General features: G+C 69.7%; 17 protein-coding genes. 3 read left to right on the top strand and 14 right to left on the bottom strand.

The genetic code is table 11. The features are described 5' to 3' along the window. Nucleotides 1–10 precede the first annotated feature (10 nt). The 6 genes from Q9R02_RS08640 to mnmA all read right to left on the bottom strand — a co-directional run bounded on the left by Q9R02_RS08640 (nt 11) and on the right by mnmA (nt 7,111). Nucleotides 11–1,747: an LpqB family beta-propeller domain-containing protein gene (locus tag Q9R02_RS08640; RefSeq protein WP_305996262.1), complete on the bottom strand. Its 1,737-nt coding sequence runs from the start codon at nt 1,745–1,747 to the stop codon at nt 11–13. Then, nucleotides 1,744–3,639: an MtrAB system histidine kinase MtrB gene (mtrB, locus tag Q9R02_RS08635; protein WP_425279241.1), complete on the bottom strand. Its 1,896-nt coding sequence runs from the start codon at nt 3,637–3,639 to the stop codon at nt 1,744–1,746. The genes Q9R02_RS08640 and mtrB overlap by 4 nt, the downstream gene beginning before the upstream one ends. Beyond that, nucleotides 3,611–4,285, bottom strand: a complete 675-nt coding sequence (gene mtrA / locus Q9R02_RS08630; protein WP_305996261.1) for an MtrAB system response regulator MtrA — start codon at nt 4,283–4,285, stop codon at nt 3,611–3,613. Before mtrA ends, mtrB begins: the two co-directional genes overlap by 29 nt. 77 nt (nt 4,286–4,362) lie before the next feature. Continuing rightward, complete coding sequence (locus Q9R02_RS08625) at nt 4,363–5,442, bottom strand: uroporphyrinogen decarboxylase/cobalamine-independent methonine synthase family protein (RefSeq protein ID WP_305996260.1); 1,080 nt, start codon at nt 5,440–5,442, stop codon at nt 4,363–4,365. Further along, nucleotides 5,439–5,834, bottom strand: a complete 396-nt coding sequence (locus Q9R02_RS08620; RefSeq protein ID WP_305996259.1) for a chorismate mutase — start codon at nt 5,832–5,834, stop codon at nt 5,439–5,441. Before Q9R02_RS08620 ends, Q9R02_RS08625 begins: the two co-directional genes overlap by 4 nt. Before the next feature lie 152 nt (nt 5,835–5,986). Continuing rightward, a complete protein-coding gene (mnmA, locus tag Q9R02_RS08615) occupies nt 5,987–7,111 on the bottom strand; it encodes a tRNA 2-thiouridine(34) synthase MnmA (protein WP_305996258.1) in 1,125 nt (374 codons plus the stop codon). Nucleotides 7,112–7,313: 202 nt separating this feature from the next. On the opposite strand from mnmA, the gene Q9R02_RS08610 reads away from it, so the two are divergent. After that, the gene (locus tag Q9R02_RS08610; RefSeq protein ID WP_305996257.1) at nt 7,314–8,552 is read left to right on the top strand and encodes an NAD(P)/FAD-dependent oxidoreductase; all 1,239 of its coding nucleotides are present in this window, start codon (nt 7,314–7,316) and stop codon (nt 8,550–8,552) included. Nucleotides 8,553–8,654: 102 nt separating this feature from the next. On the opposite strand, the gene Q9R02_RS08605 is transcribed toward Q9R02_RS08610, so the two are convergent. Beyond that, the gene (locus tag Q9R02_RS08605; RefSeq protein WP_305996256.1) at nt 8,655–9,878 is read right to left on the bottom strand and encodes a cysteine desulfurase family protein; all 1,224 of its coding nucleotides are present in this window, start codon (nt 9,876–9,878) and stop codon (nt 8,655–8,657) included. 20 nt (nt 9,879–9,898) lie between these two features. Next, on the bottom strand, nt 9,899–10,825 hold the full coding sequence (locus Q9R02_RS08600) for a diacylglycerol/lipid kinase family protein (RefSeq protein WP_305996255.1): 927 nt from the start codon (nt 10,823–10,825) through the stop codon (nt 9,899–9,901). Between the two features lie 102 nt (nt 10,826–10,927). Between Q9R02_RS08600 and Q9R02_RS08595 the strand changes: the two genes are divergently transcribed. Beyond that, nucleotides 10,928–11,851, top strand: coding sequence for a J domain-containing protein (locus Q9R02_RS08595; protein ID WP_305996254.1), 924 nt, complete (start codon nt 10,928–10,930; stop codon nt 11,849–11,851). Between the two features lie 33 nt (nt 11,852–11,884). Next, complete coding sequence (locus tag Q9R02_RS08590) at nt 11,885–12,352, top strand: tRNA (cytidine(34)-2'-O)-methyltransferase (protein WP_305996253.1); 468 nt, start codon at nt 11,885–11,887, stop codon at nt 12,350–12,352. Between the two features lie 141 nt (nt 12,353–12,493). On the opposite strand, the gene Q9R02_RS08585 is transcribed toward Q9R02_RS08590, so the two are convergent. The 6 genes from Q9R02_RS08585 to Q9R02_RS08560 all read right to left on the bottom strand — a co-directional run bounded on the left by Q9R02_RS08585 (nt 12,494) and on the right by Q9R02_RS08560 (nt 18,904). Then, the gene (locus Q9R02_RS08585) at nt 12,494–13,876 is read right to left on the bottom strand and encodes a GntT/GntP/DsdX family permease (RefSeq protein WP_305996252.1); all 1,383 of its coding nucleotides are present in this window, start codon (nt 13,874–13,876) and stop codon (nt 12,494–12,496) included. Next, nucleotides 13,876–14,418: a gluconokinase gene (locus Q9R02_RS08580; protein WP_305996251.1), complete on the bottom strand. Its 543-nt coding sequence runs from the start codon at nt 14,416–14,418 to the stop codon at nt 13,876–13,878. Before Q9R02_RS08580 ends, Q9R02_RS08585 begins: the two co-directional genes overlap by 1 nt. A 103-nt stretch (nt 14,419–14,521) precedes the next feature. After that, nucleotides 14,522–15,283: a PIG-L deacetylase family protein gene (locus Q9R02_RS08575; RefSeq protein ID WP_305996250.1), complete on the bottom strand. Its 762-nt coding sequence runs from the start codon at nt 15,281–15,283 to the stop codon at nt 14,522–14,524. Between the two features lie 4 nt (nt 15,284–15,287). Next, nucleotides 15,288–16,226 (bottom strand): electron transfer flavoprotein subunit alpha/FixB family protein, encoded by a 939-nt coding sequence (locus Q9R02_RS08570; RefSeq protein WP_305996249.1) that lies wholly within the window; start codon nt 16,224–16,226, stop codon nt 15,288–15,290. Nucleotides 16,227–16,244: 18 nt separating this feature from the next. After that, nucleotides 16,245–17,045, bottom strand: coding sequence for an electron transfer flavoprotein subunit beta/FixA family protein (locus tag Q9R02_RS08565; RefSeq protein ID WP_305996248.1), 801 nt, complete (start codon nt 17,043–17,045; stop codon nt 16,245–16,247). Between the two features lie 221 nt (nt 17,046–17,266). Continuing rightward, complete coding sequence (locus tag Q9R02_RS08560; protein ID WP_305996247.1) at nt 17,267–18,904, bottom strand: S1C family serine protease; 1,638 nt, start codon at nt 18,902–18,904, stop codon at nt 17,267–17,269. Between the last annotated feature and the right edge of the window lie 110 nt (nt 18,905–19,014).

The raw sequence follows: 19,014 nt of genomic DNA, 5'->3' as shown, positions 1-19,014 counted from the left end.
AACCGCTGTGTCAGCCTGCGAACTTGGGGTCCTTGACCCCCGTCCCCTGCTGCACCCAGCCGTTGCTGATCTTCTGCGAGATCCCCGAGGGCGTCTGCACGTAGATGCTCCCGTTCCCGGCGCTGATGCCCTGCAGGCCGGTCACATCGGGGAGGGACAGCACATCCAGGGACCGCAGGGAGAGCTGCGAGGGGGTGTCCACCCCGGTGCCCGTCGCGTTGCCCAGCACGACGCTCGTGTCGCTCAGCCAGGCTCCTTGGTTGGCGTCCTTGGCCTCCGGGAGGCGGATCGGATCGGTCAGCTCGCGCGGTGCGCCGTCCGCGCCGCGCACCACACCGGCCAGCAGTGCCTGCGCGTCCTGGCCGTTCCCCGTGAGGATCAGGATCCGCGTCCCGTCCCGGGACAGCTGTGCGTCCTTGAGGTGCAGACCCTTCATCCAGCCGGGAGACAGCACCACCTGCACCGGCACCTTGCCGCCCGGCAGGTCCTGAACGTTCATCGCGGTCAGGGAGGCGGACTGGGCCCCGTCACCGCCGCTCCAGAGCCAGCCCTGCGAATCGTAGCTGGGCCGCAGCAGATTCGATCCGCTCAGCACGTCCCGCACCGGCTGGCTCGGCCGTGCCAGGAAGAGGTCCGTGCCCTGCTGATTGAGGAAGGCGTAGGAGCTGCGGTCCGTGGGGGCCGCGGGATGGCGCGGCAGGTATGCGGCGGTGTCCAGCCCGGGGATACGTTCGGCCGTGTTGTCCTGGAACAGGTTCAGCTGCCCCTGCAGCACCGCCACCTGCCAGTCCGGTACGGACGGGTTGACGATGGGAGGTGCCACAGGCGCCGAATCGTCCATGCTCAGCGTGGTGCCACCGGCCAGCAGCTGGACGGCCGAGACATTGCTCAGCCCCTCCAGGGACGCCGTCAGCTGATTGATCATGCGGCGCCGGTCCGTCACCGGGCTCTGCAGCAGGTCCTGGGTGAGGTCCACCTGAGCCGTCCGGTTGACCACGGGAACCGATTCCTTGGCCAGCCGTGCCCCCGTCGGGAAGGCACTGACCACGGCGCCCTTCAGATACGGCGCGGGCCCGCCCAGGACCGCGCTGACGATCGACTTCGTCACCGTGCTGCGGTTGATGAACCAGCGCGCATCCGGGACGGCATAGCGGTACCCCGGATCGTAGAAGTACAGGACGTACGCCTGATAGAGGGTCCGCATGATCCCCTCCGGGATGGCGGTCCCGTCACCGACCTTGGCGATCCTCCACTCGCCGTCCACCTCTCCGAGAGTCAGCGGGACCCTCCGGACCGTCCCCTGAGGGTAGGAGGTGATGATGCCCTGGGCGTCGATCGAGTAGGCGAGGTCCAGTTCGTAGACGTACTGCTTGTCCGTGGCGCCCTTGACCACCTTGGCCGAGCGGTACACCAAGGTCGAGGCGTCGGGCTTCCAGGACACCGAGGCGTCCTGGGCCAGGAACTGGCGCGCCACCGCGTAATCGTCCTTGTAGCTGTTCCCCGCGGTGTAGAAATCCTCCACCACCGACTCCGGGGACTCCCCCGGCCTGGGCCCGGAAGGGTAGTACTCCGGCGGATCGCCGGCCTGGCCCTCGGCGTTGCCCTGGCTCTTGTTGACGCCCCCCGAGCGTGGGATGGAGGCGCAGGCGCCCAGCGTCAGCAGGACGACGGCGGTCAGCAGCGCGGCCACCACGGCTCGCCAGCGGTGCGCCGTCCGGCGTCGTGCGTCCGGAAGCCGGGCGCTCATGAAGCGCTCCCCTGATCTCCCGCGCCGGTGCCGAACGGGGGCACCGGGAGCGCCGGGCTGAAGGGGGCCTGGGGCAGAGCGGGGACGGCCGTGGGGGCCGTGGGCTGGTAGTTCTCCACGGGCAGCGGGGCCTCCACGATCTCCTCGCCCGCCTTCAGCGGCAGGGTGAGCCGGAAGGTGCTCCCCTCTCCCTTGCGGCCGCGCGCCTCCAGCCAGCCGCGGTGGAGTTTGGTGTCCTCCATGGCGATGGACAGCCCCAGGCCACTGCCGCCGGTCGAACGGGCGCGGGCCGGATCGGCGCGCCAGAAGCGGTCGAAGACCCGGGCGGCTTGCGATGGTTCCAGGCCCAGTCCGTAGTCCCGTACCGTGACCGCGGCGGCCCCGGCGTTGGCCGCCACCGTCACGTCCACCCGCCGGCTCTCACCGTGTTCCAAGGCGTTGAGCAGCAGATTGCGGAGAATCCGCTCGATCCGCTTGCCGTCCATCTCCACCACCACATCCGGCCTCAGCGCGGTCAAGTGCACCGGAGAACCGTATTCCTCCGCCACGGGGGCGGCGTCGTCGATGACCTTGCCCATGAGGGCGACCAGGTCGAGGGGCTCAGGATCCAGCCGTGCCGCGCCCGCGTCATAGCGGGAGATCTCCAGCAGGTCTGAAAGCAGCGACTGGAAACGCTCGACCTGTGTGTGCAGCAGTTCCGCGGAGCGTTTGTTGATGGCGTCGAAGTCGTCCCGGGCGTCGTACAGCACGTCGGCGGCCATGCGGACCGTGGTCAGCGGCGTCCGGAGCTCGTGCGAGACGTCGGAGACGAACCGCTGCTGCATCTGGGACAGGGTGTTCAGCTGCGTGATCTGTTCCTGAAGACTGGCCGCCATGTGGTTGAAGGAGGCGCCCAGACGGGCCACCTCATCCTCCCCCTTCACCAGCATGCGCTCCTGCAGCTGCCCGGCCGCGAGATTCTCCGAGACGTGCGCTGCATGGCTGATCGGCCGGACCACGGTGTTGGTCACGTACCAGGCCAGGACGCCGATCAACACCACGAGCACCGCGGCTCCGATGCGGAGCACGTTCTGAATGTCGTTCAGGCTCTGCTCCGCGGAGACGATGTCATAGATCAGATAAAGCTCATAGGCCGTGCCGTTGAAGCTGACCTTGTTGCCGATCACGATGGCCGGATCGGTCTCGGATCCCACCGGGAGCGCGATGGACTCCCAGTACTGTTCGCGCGAGCCCTTCTGGACGGCGCTCCGGAGGTCGTCCGGAAGGATCGTGATGCCGGTGTCCGGGGAGCTCCGGGAATCGACCCAGCGGCTGCGCGGCTGGGTCTGGTCCGGGACGGCGAGGAAGATGTAGCGGCGCTGGAGTTCGCTGTCCTTGCTCTGCAGGGCGTCCAGGGTGTCCGTGACCAGCTTCTGCACGGAGGCGCGGTCCGTGACCTGTGCCCCGTCAAAGGTGTTCTGGACATTCAGGACGCTGTCCCTCGTGTCCGTCTCCGCCTGCCGCAGCCGCTCCTGGAACAGGCTGTTGGCGATCTGGCTGCTGAGGTACGCGCCCACCCCCACGAGGGCCACGGAGGCCAGGAGGACGGTGACCAGGACGGTCCGGAACTGGAGCGAGCGCCGCCACCGGCGCAGCAGGGACCGCCCGGCCCAGCCGGTGCCGCGCCACAGCAGACGGCCGGCACGCCGCAGGATGGCCAGCGCACGCAGGCCATGGAGCCTGAACAGGCGGCTGCCCCGGCGGCCGTAGCGGTTCAGGATGCCGGCCGCGTCCCGGACGGCGAATCGCCCTTCCGCCTCGGCGGGTGAGATCTCCGGGACGGTCTCCTCGGAGGGACCGCCGTCCTCTCCAGGATCCTCCGCCTCAGACGCCGGCCTTGTATCCGACACCACGCACCGTCATGACGATCTCCGGGGACTCCGGGTCCTTTTCGATCTTGGACCGCAGGCGCTGCACGTGCACATTGACCAGGCGGGTGTCCGCGGCGTGCCGGTAGCCCCACACCTGTTCCAGGAGCACCTCACGTGTGAACACCTGCCACGGCTTACGCGCCAGGGCCACCAGCAGATCGAATTCGAGCGGCGTCAGGGAGATCGTGGCTCCACCGCGGGTCACCGTGTGACCTGCGACGTCGATTGACACGTCACCGATCTTCAGGGTCTCCGGTGCTTTCTGGTCGCCGGGGCGCAGGCGGGCCCGGACCCGTGCCACGAGCTCGGCGGGCTTGAAGGGCTTGGGGACGTAGTCATCCGCACCGGACTCCAGGCCGCGCACCACGTCCGTGGTGTCAGACTTGGCGGTGAGCATGACGATGGGGACGTCCGACTCCGCGCGGATGGCACGGCACACCTCGATCCCGTCGGAACCGGGGAGCATGACGTCCAGGAGCACCAGGTCCGGCTTGGTGCTGCGGAACATGTTCAGCGCCTGGGAACCGTCCGCGCAGAAGCTCGGCTCGAAGCCGTCGTTGCGCAGCACGATACCGATCATCTCGGCCAGTGCCTCGTCGTCGTCAACCACCAGGATGCGTCCCTTCATGGCTCCCATCTTCGCTTAATGCGCAGCGCTTTGTCGTATCCGCAACGCTCGTGCAGGGAACCCGGGCCGCAGGGGGATCAGGAGGCGACGGCCTGATCCAGGGCGTCCGCCAGCGCGGTCACGCGCTGCAGGCTCCGGAGAGCGTCCGCCGGAGTGACGGACCCACCGCCGCGTTCAGGGACGAAACGTGACTGCGGCAGGAGCCTCAGCCGGGGCATCAGCGACAGCGGCAGCCCGAGCTCACGCCAGGTGCGCAGCAGGGCGTCGGCGAGCGCCGTCGTCGTGCGCGCCTCCTGACCTGCCGCGACTCGCAGCGGCACATACTCCGTCCAGACCGTGCGCCCGTTCTCCAGATGCCCGGCGAGCCGCTCCCACTGGCGCGTGGTCAGCGTCCCGGTGGGCAGGCACACGCCTTCCGCGCCGGCGTCGAACACCCGATCCACCGGCGCCTCCACACCGGGGACCGCGATGACGGTCTCCTGGGATCCCGCGGCGCGCAGCGCGTCGACCAGCAACCGCCACGACGCCGTGACCTCCTCCCCCGGGAGGGAGCGGAGGGTCCGGTATCCGCTGGCGGTCGGGATGGTCCCGGCGAGTGCCTCGGTCACGGAGGGCTCCTCGACGACGACGGCGAGCGGCACATCCGGGACGGCCCGGCGGACGGCGGCGAGATGCTCGCCGACGCCCTCTGCCAGGGCCTGCGCGACGTCGCGGCGGGCGCCGTGATCGCTGAGGACCCGCTCGCCGTGGTGGAGATAGAGGGAGGCTGCAAGGCTGATGGGACCCCGGAGCTGGAGCTTGAGAGGACCCGGCGCGGCCTCCTCCTCACCCGCGACGTCGGCCAGCACCTGCACATCGGTGTCCAGCGCGGAGAGGGCCCGGCGGTGATCCCGGGAGTCCGTGTGTTCGGGGCGCCAGCTCAGACGCCAGCCGTGCGGCTGCACATCGGCGCTGAGACCGGCCAGGAGTGCGGCGGAGCGGCCTGTGGCGTCCGAACCGACCCCGCGGGACGGCAGCTCGGCGAGCGGCGCGGCGTGAGGCGAGCCGAGCTCCCCCCGGAGGGCGCGGGTGGCCTCGGCCGGGTCGGTCCCCGGCCAGGCGCCGTGGGCGGAACCGATGACCTGGGACCCGGCGAGCCCCGGCAGCGTCTGGTTCACGAGGCGCTGTCGGCCCGGCCGGCCTGCCGTTCGTGATCGGCCGAGATGGCCTCGTGGTGCCGGATGACCTCACTGATGATGAAGTTGAGGAACTTCTCGGCGAAGGCCGGATCCAGGTGGGCCTCGGTGGCCAGGTTCCGCAGTCGGGAGATCTGGGCGGCCTCCCGGCCCGGGTCGCCGGCGGGAAGCTTGTGGCGGGCCTTGAGGACTCCCACCCGCTGCGTCGCCTTGAAGCGCTCCGCCAGCAGGAACACCAGCGTGGCGTCGATGTTGTCGATGCTCGAACGGATGCTGAGCAGCTCCTCCATGACGGAGGGGTCCACCTCTCCGGCGAGGGAACTGGCAGTCGGGTCGAAGTCGAAGGCCTGGCTGGCGTGGTGCTCGGCGGTCATGGGGTTCAGTTTACCGACGCGCATCGACCTGGATCGTTCTCGTCCGCTGGGTGGAACTGCCGCCGCAGAGTTCCCGAAAGCGGCGCATCGCGCGACAAAGCGAGGAACGAGCGCCGGAGCGTGTCTAAGCCGCGTGGGAACTCTCTGACGGCTTACAGCTCGACGCGCTGGAGCGAGCGGGCCTTGTCGATGGTGGCCTGGCCGAGCACGCGGCTGCCCTGGTAGAGCACGATCGTCTGGCCGGGGGCGACGCCGCGCATCGCCTCCTCGAGCGTCACGACCAGCTGCGCGGCGCCATCGACGTCCTCCACCCGGGCCCGGGCCGGCACGGCATCGCCATGAGCGCGCACCTGGGCGTGGCAGGGGAATTCCTCCCCCGTGGCGACCTCGGCGATCGGCAGGCCGGCCCAGGAGATGCGGATGCCGCGGATCTCCTCGACGGCCAGGAGCGCCTGCGGGCCCACCACCACGGTGTTCTCCTTGGGACGGATCTCCAGGACGAAGCGCGGCTTGCCGTCCGCGGCGGGGCGGCCGAGCTTGAGACCGCGGCGCTGGCCCACGGTGAACGAGTTGGCGCCGGCATGGTCACCCACCTTGGCGCCGGTCTCATCCACGATGTCGCCGGGCTGCATCTCGATCTTCTCGGCGAGCCATCCGGCCGTGTCACCGTCCGGGATGAAGCAGATGTCGTGGCTGTCCGGCTTGTTGGCCACGGAGAGCCCCCGGCGCTCCGCCTCGGCGCGGACCTCCGCCTTGGAGGGGGTCTCGGCGAGCGGGAACATGGCGTGCTGCAGCTGCTCGTGAGTCAGCACTCCCAGCACGTAGGACTGGTCCTTGGCCCAGTCGGCGGCGCGGTGCAGCTCGCGGTTGCCGTCGGCGTCGGTGATGACCTTGGCATAGTGGCCCGTGCAGACGGCATCGAAACCGAGCGCCACGGCCTTCTCCAGGAGGGCGGCGAACTTGATCCGCTCATTGCAGCGCATGCAGGGATTGGGGGTACGGCCCGCGGCGTATTCGTCGATGAAGTCCTGGACCACGTCCTCCTGGAAGCGCTCTGAGAAGTCCCAGACGTAGAAGGGGATGCCCAGCAGATCGCAGGCGCGGTAGGCGTCCCGGGAGTCTTCGATGGTGCAGCAGCCCCGGCTGCCGGTGCGCAGCGTGCCTGGCATGCGGGACAGCGCCAGGTGGACGCCGACGACGTCGTGCCCGGCTTCGACGGCGCGGGCGGCGGCGACGGCGGAGTCGACTCCGCCGCTCATGGCTGCTAGAACTCGCATGCTGGCTTTCTGTGGGGTTCGGGGAAAAGCGCGCACCGCAGGGCGGTCTGCACGGCTCAACCATTTTAGCGCCGGGACCCGCCAGGATATTCCCGGGTCTTGACGGGGCACTCCCCCGGTTCTAACGTCAAAATCATCCGCTTTTAGAGTCCTCCACGGGCCGTCCGGCCCGTCCGGAGCCGGCCACGGGAGAGTCGAAGACATGGCAGTGGACAACATCCTCATCATCGGTGGAGGCCTGACGGGCGGGACCGCCGCCCGGACACTCCGAACGGAAGGCCACGAAGTCAGGATCACCGTGGTCTGTTCAGAAGGACGGGAGCCCTATCAGCGGCCTCCGCTCTCCAAGGAGTTCCTGCTGGGCAAGGCCGAGGTGTCCGCCGTCGACGTGGCGCCGGTGGCTTGGTACGGCGAGCAGGACGTCCGTCTGGTGACGGGTGAAGCCGCGGCGTCCTTCGACCCCGCGGCCCACGAAGTCACCCTTGCCGGCGGCGACACCCTCTCTTACGACCGCCTTCTGCTGGCCACCGGCGCACAGCCGCGGCGCATCCCGCTTCCCGGGGCGGAGCTGGACGGTGTGATGACGTTCCGGACTCTGGGCGACAGCCTCCGGCTGAAGGAGTTCCTGAAGGACGGCGGCAAACGCGTGGTCATGGTCGGTTCCGGCTGGATCGGCATGGAACTCGCCGCTGCGGCCGCCACGTACGGTAACGACGTGACTCTGCTGGGTCTGGAGGACATCCCCCTGGCCGCCGCCATCGGCCCCGAGATCGGCGCATTCTTCCGCCGCGTCCACGAGTCCCACGGAGTGTCCTTCCGGCTCCCCGCGAGCGCCGCCCGCCTGGAAGGACAGGACGGCCGCGTCACCACCGTGGTCACCGACTCCGGCGAGAGCATCCCGGCAGACCTGGTGATCCTGGCGGTGGGCGTGGTTCCCGACACGCGGCTGGCCGAGGCCGCCGGGCTCGAGCTGCGCAACGGGATCCTGGTGGATGCCGGGCTGCACACGAGCGCCCCGGATGTGTTCGCCGCGGGGGACGTTGCCAACGCGCTGCACCCGTTCACCGGGGAGCACCACCGCAGCGAGCACTGGTCCAACGCCCTGAACGGCGGCAAGGTGGCCGCCAGGTCGATGCTGGGGCAGGACGCGGCCTTGGACGTGCTCCCGTACTTCTACACCGACCAGTTCGAGCTGAGCCTGGAGTACTCCGGTTTCGGGAGCCTGGCCGCCGGCACGGAACCCGTGATCCGGGGCAGCGTGAGCGAGGAGGGCTTCCTGGCGTTCTGGCTCAAGGACGGCGCCGTGGTGGCGGGCATGAACGTCAACGTCCACCGGGTGCAGAAGCCCATCAAGGCCCTCATCAACGGACGGGTGCCGGTGGACCCTGCGCGGCTGGCCGATCCGGAGGTGCCACTGGAGGAACTGCTTCCGGCCGGGTGACCGGAATCCCCCGGTCCTGTGGACATTCCCCGGCGCTGAAGAGCAGGGGAAAGTCCGAATGGGCGGGGAAAACCGGGTCCGGTCCGCTCAAGCCCTGTCAGCTCAGGCCTCTGTCCGGCGCCCCACGGTGCCCGCGGTCTGGATGCTCGATTCGTGTCCGGCCATCCCGGCCTTGCGGGCCTGGGCGTAGGCGCCCGGCAGCGCGCGGAGCAGGGCGTCCACGTCCTGGTCCGTGGAGTCGTGGCCGAGGGTGAAGCGCTGGGCGCCGCGCGCTGTCTCCTCGTCCAGGCCCATCGCCAGGAGCACATGGGACGGCCGTGGCACACCCGCTGTGCAGGCGGATCCCGTGGAGCTCTCCACGCCGGCCATATCCAGCAGGAACAGGAGCGAGTCCCCTTCGCAGCCTGGGAAGGTGAAGTGGGCGCTGCCGGGAAGCCGCCCGTCGCCGGGCGCACCGCGCAGCATCGCCTCCGGCACCGCTTCGCGGACTCCGGCGATCAGGCGGTCCCGCAGCGTGGAGACCCGCCGCGCGTCGTCGTCGAGCACGTCCGAGCAGGCCGCGGCGGCCGCCGCGAAGGCGACGATCGACGCCGCGTCCAGGGTGCCGGAGCGCACGTCGCGTTCCTGGCCGCCGCCGTGCTGCACGGGCACCAGCTTCACGTCGCGGCGGAGGAACAGCGCGCCCACGCCCACCGGCCCACCGATCTTGTGCCCGCTCACACTCATGGCGGCCAGTCCGGAGGCCCGGAAGTCCACCGGGACGGCGCAGAAGGCCTGGACGGCGTCCGAATGCACCGGCACGCCGGCCGCCTCAGCCAGCTCCACCACCCGGCGCACCGGCTGCAGGGAACCCACCTCGTTGTTGGCCCACATGACGGTCACCAGGGCGATCGTCTCCGGTTCCCGCGCCAGCTCTGCGGCCAGGGCGTCGAGGTCCAGCACCCCGTCGGAGCCCACGGGCAGCCAGCCGATCTCCGCGCCCTCATGCTTCGCGAGCCACTCCACCGTGTCCAGCACGGCATGGTGTTCCACGGTGCTGCACAGAATGCGGGTCCTGCGGGGGTCCTCCGCCCGGCGCTGCCAGTAGAGCCCCTTGACGGCCAGATTGTCCGATTCGGTGCCGCCCGAGGTGAAGATGACCTCGGACGGATGGGCGCCTCCGGCCTTCGCCAGCGTCTCCCGCGCGTCTTCGACGCTGCGGCGTGCCCGGCGCCCTGCGCTGTGGAGCGACGACGGGTTGCCGGTCCGTGCCAGGGCGTCCATCATCGCGGCGAGGGCGGCGGGGTGCAGGCTGGTGGTGGCGGCGTGATCGAGGTATACAGGCACGGTCCCAGTTTAAGTCTGCGTCAGGCGAGGACCGTGAGTGCTCCCGGCAGGACGTCTACCTCCAGGGGCGCCAGGCCGATCGGCTCCCCGTCCGCGTAGCAGCGAGGCCCGCCGGACACGATCGTGACGTGCCGGACCCGCCGGATGTGCACGGCCGGATGCAGCACATGGAGGCCCGCGAACGCGAGGGGGAACACCGTCAGGAGGGCGAGGCGGGGTATCGGGTCCACCGTCACCAGGTCCAGGGCGCCGTCGTCCAGCCGTGCGGCCGGGGCGATCCTCAGCCCTCCGCCGAAACTGGGACCGTTCGCCACGGTCAGGATCACCGCCGTCGTCTCCTCCGCCACGCCGTGCACCCTGAGGCGGTACCGGACCGGCCGCACGGACGGCAGGCAGGCGAGCAGCGCCAGCACGTACTTCAGGCCGCCGCGCGGCCGCCGCCACGAGTTCGCGCGTTCATTGACCACGGCGTCGAAGCCCGCGGCGAGCGCCGTGAGGAAGTGCCGCACGGCGCCGTCGGACAGTGTTACGCGCGCGACGTCGGCCGGCCGCCCTCCGTTCGCCCAGCCCGCCACCGCCCGGCGCGCCGCCGCCCGGGGATGCTTTGGCAGCCGAAGCGCCCGGGCGGCGTCGTTCCCCGTACCGGCCGGAACGATCCCCAGCGGCAGCCCGCGGCGTAGGGCCGCCTCGGCGACGCACTGGACCAGGCCGTCCCCGCCCACGGCCACGAGCGCGTCGGCGTCGTCCGCCGCACGGTCCAGCAGCTCCGGCAGCCCGTCCGGGACGGCCGGTTCCAGTACGGTCACCTGCGCTCCGGCGGCCCGGAACACCTCTGCGGCCAGCCGGGCCCGCCGGAACCCGTCCGCCCCACCGGCCGCGGGATTGACCACCAGGAGGACGCGACGGCCGTCGGGAAGGCCCGGTTTGACGGTGCGGTTCCGATTCATCACGCTTTATTGTGCACAAACGGAACCACTCCGGTTCACGGTTCGTTGCAGATCAACCGGAAGCGGACGAACGCTCCGTCCGAGAGCAGGAGGGGAACGTTCATGGCGGCAGCGCGAGGCGCATCGCACTACGAGGTCCTGGGCGTCGCCGTGACGGCGAGCACCCAGGAGATCAAGGTCGCCTACCGCAAGGCCGCACGGATCACCCATCCGGACCACGGCGGCGATCCGGAACGCTTCCGGGCGGTCACCCGCGCGTATGAGGTGCTGGTCGATGAGAAGGCCCGCGCGGCGTACGACGCCGGCTACGGCGCCCTGGGACGCCCCGCCGCAGAGCGCGACGGCGAGCGCGGCGTCTGGGAGTCCGGCGCCACGGCCCACACGACGAGCCGCCCGGCCGGCCCCCGTGCGAAGGCGACGGATCCCGCGGTGTTCGTTCCCCCGCTCGGCCGTCCAGGCGGGCTCCTCCCGGACGAGGTGGCACGGCTGCAGATGCACGGCATGCCCCGAAAGCGCGGGATCTTCGGGGCTGAGGCACGCATCCGCCGGGAGCAGCGGGCCATGTCCCTGTTGCTTCGGCACGTGGTCGCGCCACAGCCCTCCGCCCGCCTGGTCAACGGTCTGAAGGCGCCTGACGGCAGGACGTACATCGATCACGCCATCCTGGCCGGGTACCGCCTGGCCCTGGTCGACTCGATGGCCCTTCCCGCGGGCGCGTACGCCTGGGACGGGGAGCGGCTCCTCCACGGTGGGCGGTCCGTCCTCCCGCCGCTGCTGGCCCACTCGGTGCGGCACATCCAGGACCTCTTCCCCGAGCTTCACGTGACCGGGTGGACCATGGTGCTGGGCCCGGACGACAACCTCCACGATCCGGTCATCGACCGCCGGCCGGGCTCCTCAGGACTGGTCGAGGTGGGCAACGCCGCCGGCACCATTCGTGGCCTGCGCGAGTTCCTGGGCAACGGGCCCCAGCCCAATGCGGTGCACGTGCCGTCCCTGGCCCGGCTGGTCCGCGGGATGCACTGAGCCGCCGGGGGCCCGGCACATTAGGATGGCTTCGTGTTCCGCATCCTGTTCTACACCCCTGAAATCCCGGGCAATACGGGCAACGCCATCCGCCTGGCCGCCATCACCGGAGCGGAGCTCCATCTGGTGGAACCTCTGGGCTTCGACTTCGAGGACGCCAAACTGCGGCGCGCCGGGCTGGACTACCACGACCTGGCCGTGGTGACCGTCCACAAGAGCCTCCAGGACGCCTGGGACGCCCTCAAGCCCCGCCGCGTCTTCGCCTTCACGAGCGACGGCGAGACCTCCTACACCGACGTCGACTACCTGCCCAGCGACGTCCTGATGTTCGGGCCGGAATCCGTGGGGCTCCCGGCCGAGGTCAAGCAGGATCCGCACGTGACGGCCCGCGTCCGGCTGCCCATGGTGCCTTCGCGGCGCTCCCTGAACCTGGCCAACTCGGCGTCGATCGCGGTGTTCGAGGCCTGGCGGCAGAACGGTTTCCAGGGCGCGCAGCTCTGAAGCACCTTCCACGTTGAGTGCTCAGTCGTGGTGGGTTGCGGCAGCTCCAGGGCACCACAAGTGAGCACTCAACGGCTGGGAGTACGACGACGGCTGGTCACCTTCCAGCGAAGGTGACCAGCCGTCGTGTCCGGGGTCCTGCTACGGCACCACGAAGGACAGCAGCATCACGCAGACGAAACCGACCACCGAGATGAGGGTCTCCATGACGGACCAGGTCTTGAAGGTCTGGCCCACGGTGAGACCGAAGAGCTCCTTGACCAGCCAGAAGCCGGCATCGTTGACGTGCGACAGGAACAGCGAGCCCGCGCCGATCGCGAGCACCAGCAGTGCGGCGTGGGCCGGGGACAGGCCTCCCGCCAGCGGTGCCACGATGCCCGCTGCCGTCACAGTGGCGACGGTGGCGGAGCCCGTGGCCAGGCGCAGCGCGACGGCGATCAGGAAGCCGAGGACGAGGACCGAGATGTTGGCACCGGTGGCCCACTTGGCCACGGCGTCGCCCACACCGGCGCCGATGAGGGTCTGCTTGAAGCCGCCGCCGGCGCCCACGATCAGGATGATCGCCGCGATGGGGCCGAGGCTCGCGCCGAGCTTGGAGGTGATCTTGTTGCCCGTGAAGCCGACCGCGTAGCCGAACGTCACCATCGCCAGGAGGACGGCCAGGGTCATGGCCACCAGAGGTTCACCGATGAAGTCGGCGAAGGTGCGGATCCAGGGTCCGCCCTTGGCCGGGGTGGTGATGTCCACGATCGCCTTGAAGAGCATGAGGACCACCGGGAAGATGATGGTCAGCAGGGTGATGCCGAAGCTCGGAGTGCGCTTGACCTCGGACAGGTCCGGGCCGTGAGAGGTGTCGATGCCACCGGCGACGGCGGGGGCCTCCACGGGCACCCAGCGAGCCGCGAGGCGGGAGAAGAGCGGGCCGCAGATGATCACCGTGGGGATCGCCACGGTGAGGCCGAAGATCAGGGTCAGGCCGAGGTCGGCCTTCAGAGCGGCGATGGCCACGAGGGGACCGGGGTGCGGCGGGACCAGGCCGTGGAGCACGGACAGGCCGGCGAGCGCCGGGATCGCGATGCGCATGAGCTTGAGCTTGGAGCGCTGAGCCACCAGGACAATGACGGGCAGCAGCAGGACCAGGCCGATCTCGAAGAACATCGGCAGGCCGATGATGACGGCCACCAGGGTCATCATCCACGGCAGCTTCTTGCCGCTGGCCTTCTCCAGAAGGGTGTCCACCACGCGGTTGGCGCCGCCGGAATCCGCCAGGAGTTTGCCGAGCATGGCGCCCAGGGCGATCAGGAGGCCCACCTCCTGAAGCACACCGCCCACGCCGGTTTCGAAGTTGGTGATGACCTTGCCGAGCTCGACGCCGGACGCGAGGCCCACGAAGGCGGAGCCGAGGACCAGCGCCAGGAAGGGGTGGACCTTCAGCTTGGTGATCAGGAGGACGATCGCGGCGATGCCGAGCAGCGCCACGATGATGAGCTGGGTGTCGTGCCCAGTCCACGCCGTGGTGTTCATCAGATGGTGTTCTCTCCGTGTGCGGTGGCTTTCAGGCCAAGTCCGTCGATGATGCGGTGCGCTTCCTCTGCGGGGGTTCCCTCGATGTCCACGATCAGGACGTTCTCATCCGGGGTGGGTTCCTCCAGGGCCTCGAACTGGGACTGGAGGAGTTCCGGGGGCATGAAGTGGCCGTGGCGCGCCTGGAGGCGGTCGGCGATCTGATTCCTGCGCCCGTGGAGGTAGACGAAGACGACGTTGGGCCCGCGCAGAACGTCGCGGTACCGCTTCTTCAGCGCCGAGCAGGTGACGACGCCGGGTTCGCCGAGCTTGTCGCGGTCCTTGATCCAGCCGGCGATGGTGTCCAGCCAGGGCCAGCGGTCGTCATCCGTGAGCGGGTGGCCGGCGGCCATCTTGGCGACGTTGGCCGCCGGGTGGAAGTCATCGCCTTCGGCGAGCTCCCAGCCCAGCGAGCCGGCCAGGAACCCGGCGACGGTCGATTTGCCGGAACCCGAGACGCCCATGACCACAAGCACGGGATGCTCGATTGCAGTCTTCTCCATTGAGGTCTGCCCTTCAGAGGAATAAATACTATTTAATACCCCTGAACTCTAGACCCCCCGAGAGATCTGACGCAAGACCTTGCGGAGATTTAAATCACATTTATTAGAAGCCGGCGAAGGTGTCCGAGCCGTTGACCACCACCACGTGGAAGCCCTCGGCGAGAACGCCCGGCACGGCACCGGCGCGCCGGCCGTTCTCCGCCAGCTGTGCCCTGACCTCGGCATCCATCGCCTCAGGGTCGGGATGCTGCGAGGCGTGGATGTGGATGGCGGCGAGCTTGGCGTCCACCGTGCCGGAAATGTCCACGAAGTGGTTCTCCCGCTCCAGAGGGGCGGCGATGAACCACAGCTGCGGCACCTTGTACGCCTTCAGGCCCTGCTCCTCGAGCTCCGGGTAGGCGAAGGGGTTCTCCGCGGCCGGGTAGACGGCACGGGTGACGATCTCCCCCGCCGCCAGGTGGTCCGGGTGGCTCTTCTGCAGGCGGTCCCAGTTCCGCTCCGGATGCATGGTCAGCACCACGTCCGGCCGGTACCGGCGGATCAGCGCCACGACCTGCGCGATGACGTGATGGCCCGGCTCGAGGTACCCGTCACGCTCGTGCAGGTAGTGCACCTCGCTCACGCCCACCAGCGCGGCCGCCCGCCGCTGCTCCTCGAGGCGCCGGGACGCGATGTCCTCCTCAGCCTCGAAGCCGCCGGCGTCGCCGTCGGTCATGACGCAGTAGACGACGTCGACGCCGGCCGCCGTCCAGGCGGCGATGGTGCCCGCGGCGCCGAAGTCGACGTCGTCGGGGTGGGCGGTGAAGCAGAGCACCCGCCCGCCCTCACGAGGAGTGAAGGCGAACGGGTGATGGGTGATGCTCAAGGATTCAGCCCTTCCGGCGGCGGAGTTCTTCGCTGGCCTGCGGCAGGACCTGGAACAGGTCCCCCACGATGCCGAAGTCGGCGATCTCGAACACCGGGGCGTCCTCGTCGGAGTTGATCGCGACGATCACCCGGGAGGTCTGCATGCCGGCCTTCTGCTGGATGGCCCCGGAGATGCCCGCGGAGATGTACAGCTGCGGGGAGACGACCACACCGGTCTGGCCGACCTGGGAGTCGTGGCCGATCCAGCCGTTGTCCGTGGCGACGCGCGAGGCGCCCACCGCGGCGCCGAGCAGGTCGGCGAGCTCCTCCACGGGGCCGAAATCCCCGTCCACACCGCGGCCGCCGGCCACGATGATGCGGGCCTCGGACAGCTCCGGACGGCCGGACTTGGGCTTCGCCTCCCGGGAGAGGACGCGGGCCGCCGTCGCGAACGCCGACTCCGGCAGCTCGACGGCCTCCACACGGCCCTCGACAGGGGCCTCGGACGGTTCCACCGCGTGGGACTTCACAGTGTGGACCGCGACGGCGCCGCGCGAGCGCGCCACGGTGGTGTAGGCGCCGGCGAGCACGGACTTGGTGGCGGCACCGTCGGCGGCGAGGCTCACGACGTCGGTCACGACGCCGGCGCCCAGCTTCACGCCGAGGATGGCCGCGGTCTCCTTGGCGGCGACGGTGTTCTCCAGCAGCACCGTGGCGGCGCCCGAGCGGGAGACGGCCTCCGCCACGAAGGCGGCCTGGGCGGAGGCGCCGTAGGAGCCCAGGGACTCCGGCGCGGTGTAGGACACGGACGCGCCATAAGCGGCTGCCGCTGCGGCTGCCGAGGCGTCGCCGGTCAGGGCGACGGACACGTCACCGAGGCTGCGGCCGAGGGTGAGGAGTTCCTGCTGGTTCTTCTTCAGCGTGCCATCGGGGCTGGTGATGACGACAAGGACGTTGGTCATGATTCGCTCCTGGTGGCGCTAGATCAGCTTCTCGGCGGCCAGGAACTCCACCAGCTTGATGCCGGCGTCGCCCTCGTCCGTGATGATGGTGCCCTGTGTGCGGGCCGGGCGCTCCTGGGCCTCGTCCAGCACGGTCAGGGACCCCTGGGTCCCCACGGCGGAGGCGTCCAGGCCGACCTCGGACAGGGACAGGGGGTGGGTCTTCTTGCGCTTCGCGGCGATGATGCCCTTGAAGTTGGGGTACCGCGGCTCGTTGATCTGGTCCGTCACGGACACCACGGCGGGCAGCGAAGCCTGCAGGATTTCGGCGTGACCGTCCACTTCACGGTTCACGGTCACGGAATCGCCGTCCACGTCGACCGACTTGGCATGACCCAGGTAGGCCCAGCCGAGGCGCTCGGCCAGCTGGGCGGGGACCAGGGAGGTCTCGCCGTCGGTGGAGGCCATCCCGCCGATGACCAGGTCGATGGGGCCGTCCTGGGCGATGCGGTTCAGGGCCGCGGAGAGCGCCAGCGAAGTGGCGGCGGCGTCCGAGCCCGCCAGAGCGGCGTCGCTGAGGTGGTAGCCCTCCCCCGCGCCGATCTGCAGGGATTTCTTGATGGAGTTGGCGGCTCCGTCCGGGCCCATGGTCAGGGCGATCACGCTGTTGCCGCCCTTCTCACCGCCACGGGCTTCGCTGAGCTGCAGGGCAGCCTCCAGGGCGTACTCGTCCAGCTCGGACAGGATGCTCTCCGAGCGGTCCACGGTGTTGCCGGGACCAGACAGGTGGCGGTCGAACTGGGCGTCCGGCACGTGCTTGACCAAGACCACAATCTTCATGGTTCTCCCACAAGTGTTCTCACGCAGGCCTTCGGTATCAGGCGCTGGCTGACGGGATCCACCGCATGCGGCGGGCAGACGTCCCGGCCCGCGGCACTGCGTGGCCTGCCGGCGGTCGGCTGCATGTCCAAGCTTGCCACAGACGGCAGACCGGCAAGGGCCGGTGGTCATGGTGCGTCACCATGACCACCGGCCCTTGCCGGCGTTCTGCATGCCGGCCGTCAGGACTGTGCGGCCCCGAGAGTGACCTGCACGTCCATGCTCTTGCCGTTGCGCAGGAGCTTTACGGTCACCGTGCTGCCGGCAGGCTGTTCGCGGACCGCCGCCGTGAGCTCCTGGGAGTCGGAAACGGCGAAGCCTGCGAAGTTGGTGATGATGTCACCCTTCTTGATGCCGGCCTTGTCGGCCGCCGAACCGGACGTCACGTTCACCACCTGGCCGCCGTCGGAGAAGGCGGAGGCGCTGCCGGACCCTGCCGGAGCACTCTGCACCGTGGTGCCGAGCTGACCGTGTGTGGCCTTGCCGTTCTGGATGATGTCGTTCGCGATCCTCTTGGCGTAGTTGATCGGGATGCTGAAGCCGACGCCGATGTTCCCGGAGCTGCTGCTGTCGCCCGAACTGCCGCTGCCCGCGGTGGCGATGGCGACGTTGACGCCGATCACCTCGCCCTGGCCGTTGACCAGGGCGCCGCCGGAGTTGCCCGGGTTGATCGCGGCGTCGGTCTGGATGACGTTCAGGTAGACCGAGCCGCCCGAACCGCTGTTGTTGCTCTGGCCGCCGTTCGGCGGGGCGAAGTTGTAGCCGTTGCCATTGCCGTTCTGGCTGGAGCCGTCGCTGCCGTTGGACGGCACCGCGGAGGACTGGACGGAGATGGTGCGGTTGGTGGTGGAGACGATGCCGTCCGTGACCGTGTTGCTCAGGCCGAGGGGTGCACCGATCGCGATGGCCGTGTCACCGACGTTGAGCTTGGAGGAATCACCGAGCGTCGCGGGGGTCAGGCCCTTGGGATCGACCTTGATCACCGCCAGATCGGACAGCGGGTCGATGCCCACCACGGTGGCGTTCAGGACGGTGCCGTCGCTGGTCCTCACCTGGATGGTCGCGCTCGCCGTGGCGCCGTCCAGGGTGACCACGTGGGTGTTGGTCAGGATGTGACCCTGATCGTCCAGCACGATTCCTGAGCCGGTGCCTGAGGAGTTGCCGCCGGTGGCGGCGATGGTCACCACACTCGGAGCGGCCTTCGCGGCGGCCGCCGTGACGGCGGTGACGCTGTCCTTGTTGTTGATGACGATGCCCTGCCCGCTCGTGGCGGGCTGGGAGGTGGCGGTCTGCTGGCCGCTCGTGGCCGCCCCGATGCCGGCGGCCACGCCGCCGCCCACCAGCCCTGCCGCGAGGACGGCCGCGATGAGCGTTCCGACGCCGACCTTCCGGGCGGTCTTCGGCTGGGCCGGCTGGTAGGCGTGCTGAGGCACCCCGTGCTGGCCGTAGCCGCTCTGCTGCCCGTAGAAGGGCTGCGACGACGACGGTGTCTGGGCGGAGTCCGGGGTGCCGGAGCCCGGAGCGTAGCCGGGCTGCGGGGGCTGCTGTGCGCCGTAGGCCGGGGCCCCGTACTGCGGCTGGGCCGGAGTCTGGCCGTACGGCTCCTCCTGCGGAAGGCGCACACCGTACTGCGGTTCGGAGTACTGGGGCTCAGAGTACTGGGGCTCGGGGTACCGCGCTTCGGCTGCCGGCGGGACCGGGTGGCTCGGCAGGGCCTGCGTGGGTTCGGTGGTCTGCGGCAGTTCGGTGGTGGGGTGCTGCTGCGCCCCGGGCTCCGGGGTGGTGGATTCGTCGTGACCTGTGCTGGGGTTCTCGCTCAACGTTCTGCCTTTCGAGTGATGTGTTCTGCATTCCACTATTCCCAAGGAGTCTGAGCGGACTGAAAGCACAACCTGACTGTTTGCTGTAAGCCTAGGTGGCCCGTGCGACA

This window comes from Arthrobacter horti (assembly GCF_030731045.1).
Taxonomy (GTDB): Bacteria; Actinomycetota; Actinomycetes; order Actinomycetales; family Micrococcaceae; genus Arthrobacter_E; species Arthrobacter_E nanjingensis.
Note: the sequence above shows the minus strand (reverse complement) of the source record. Positions and strands in the feature narration are given on the sequence as shown.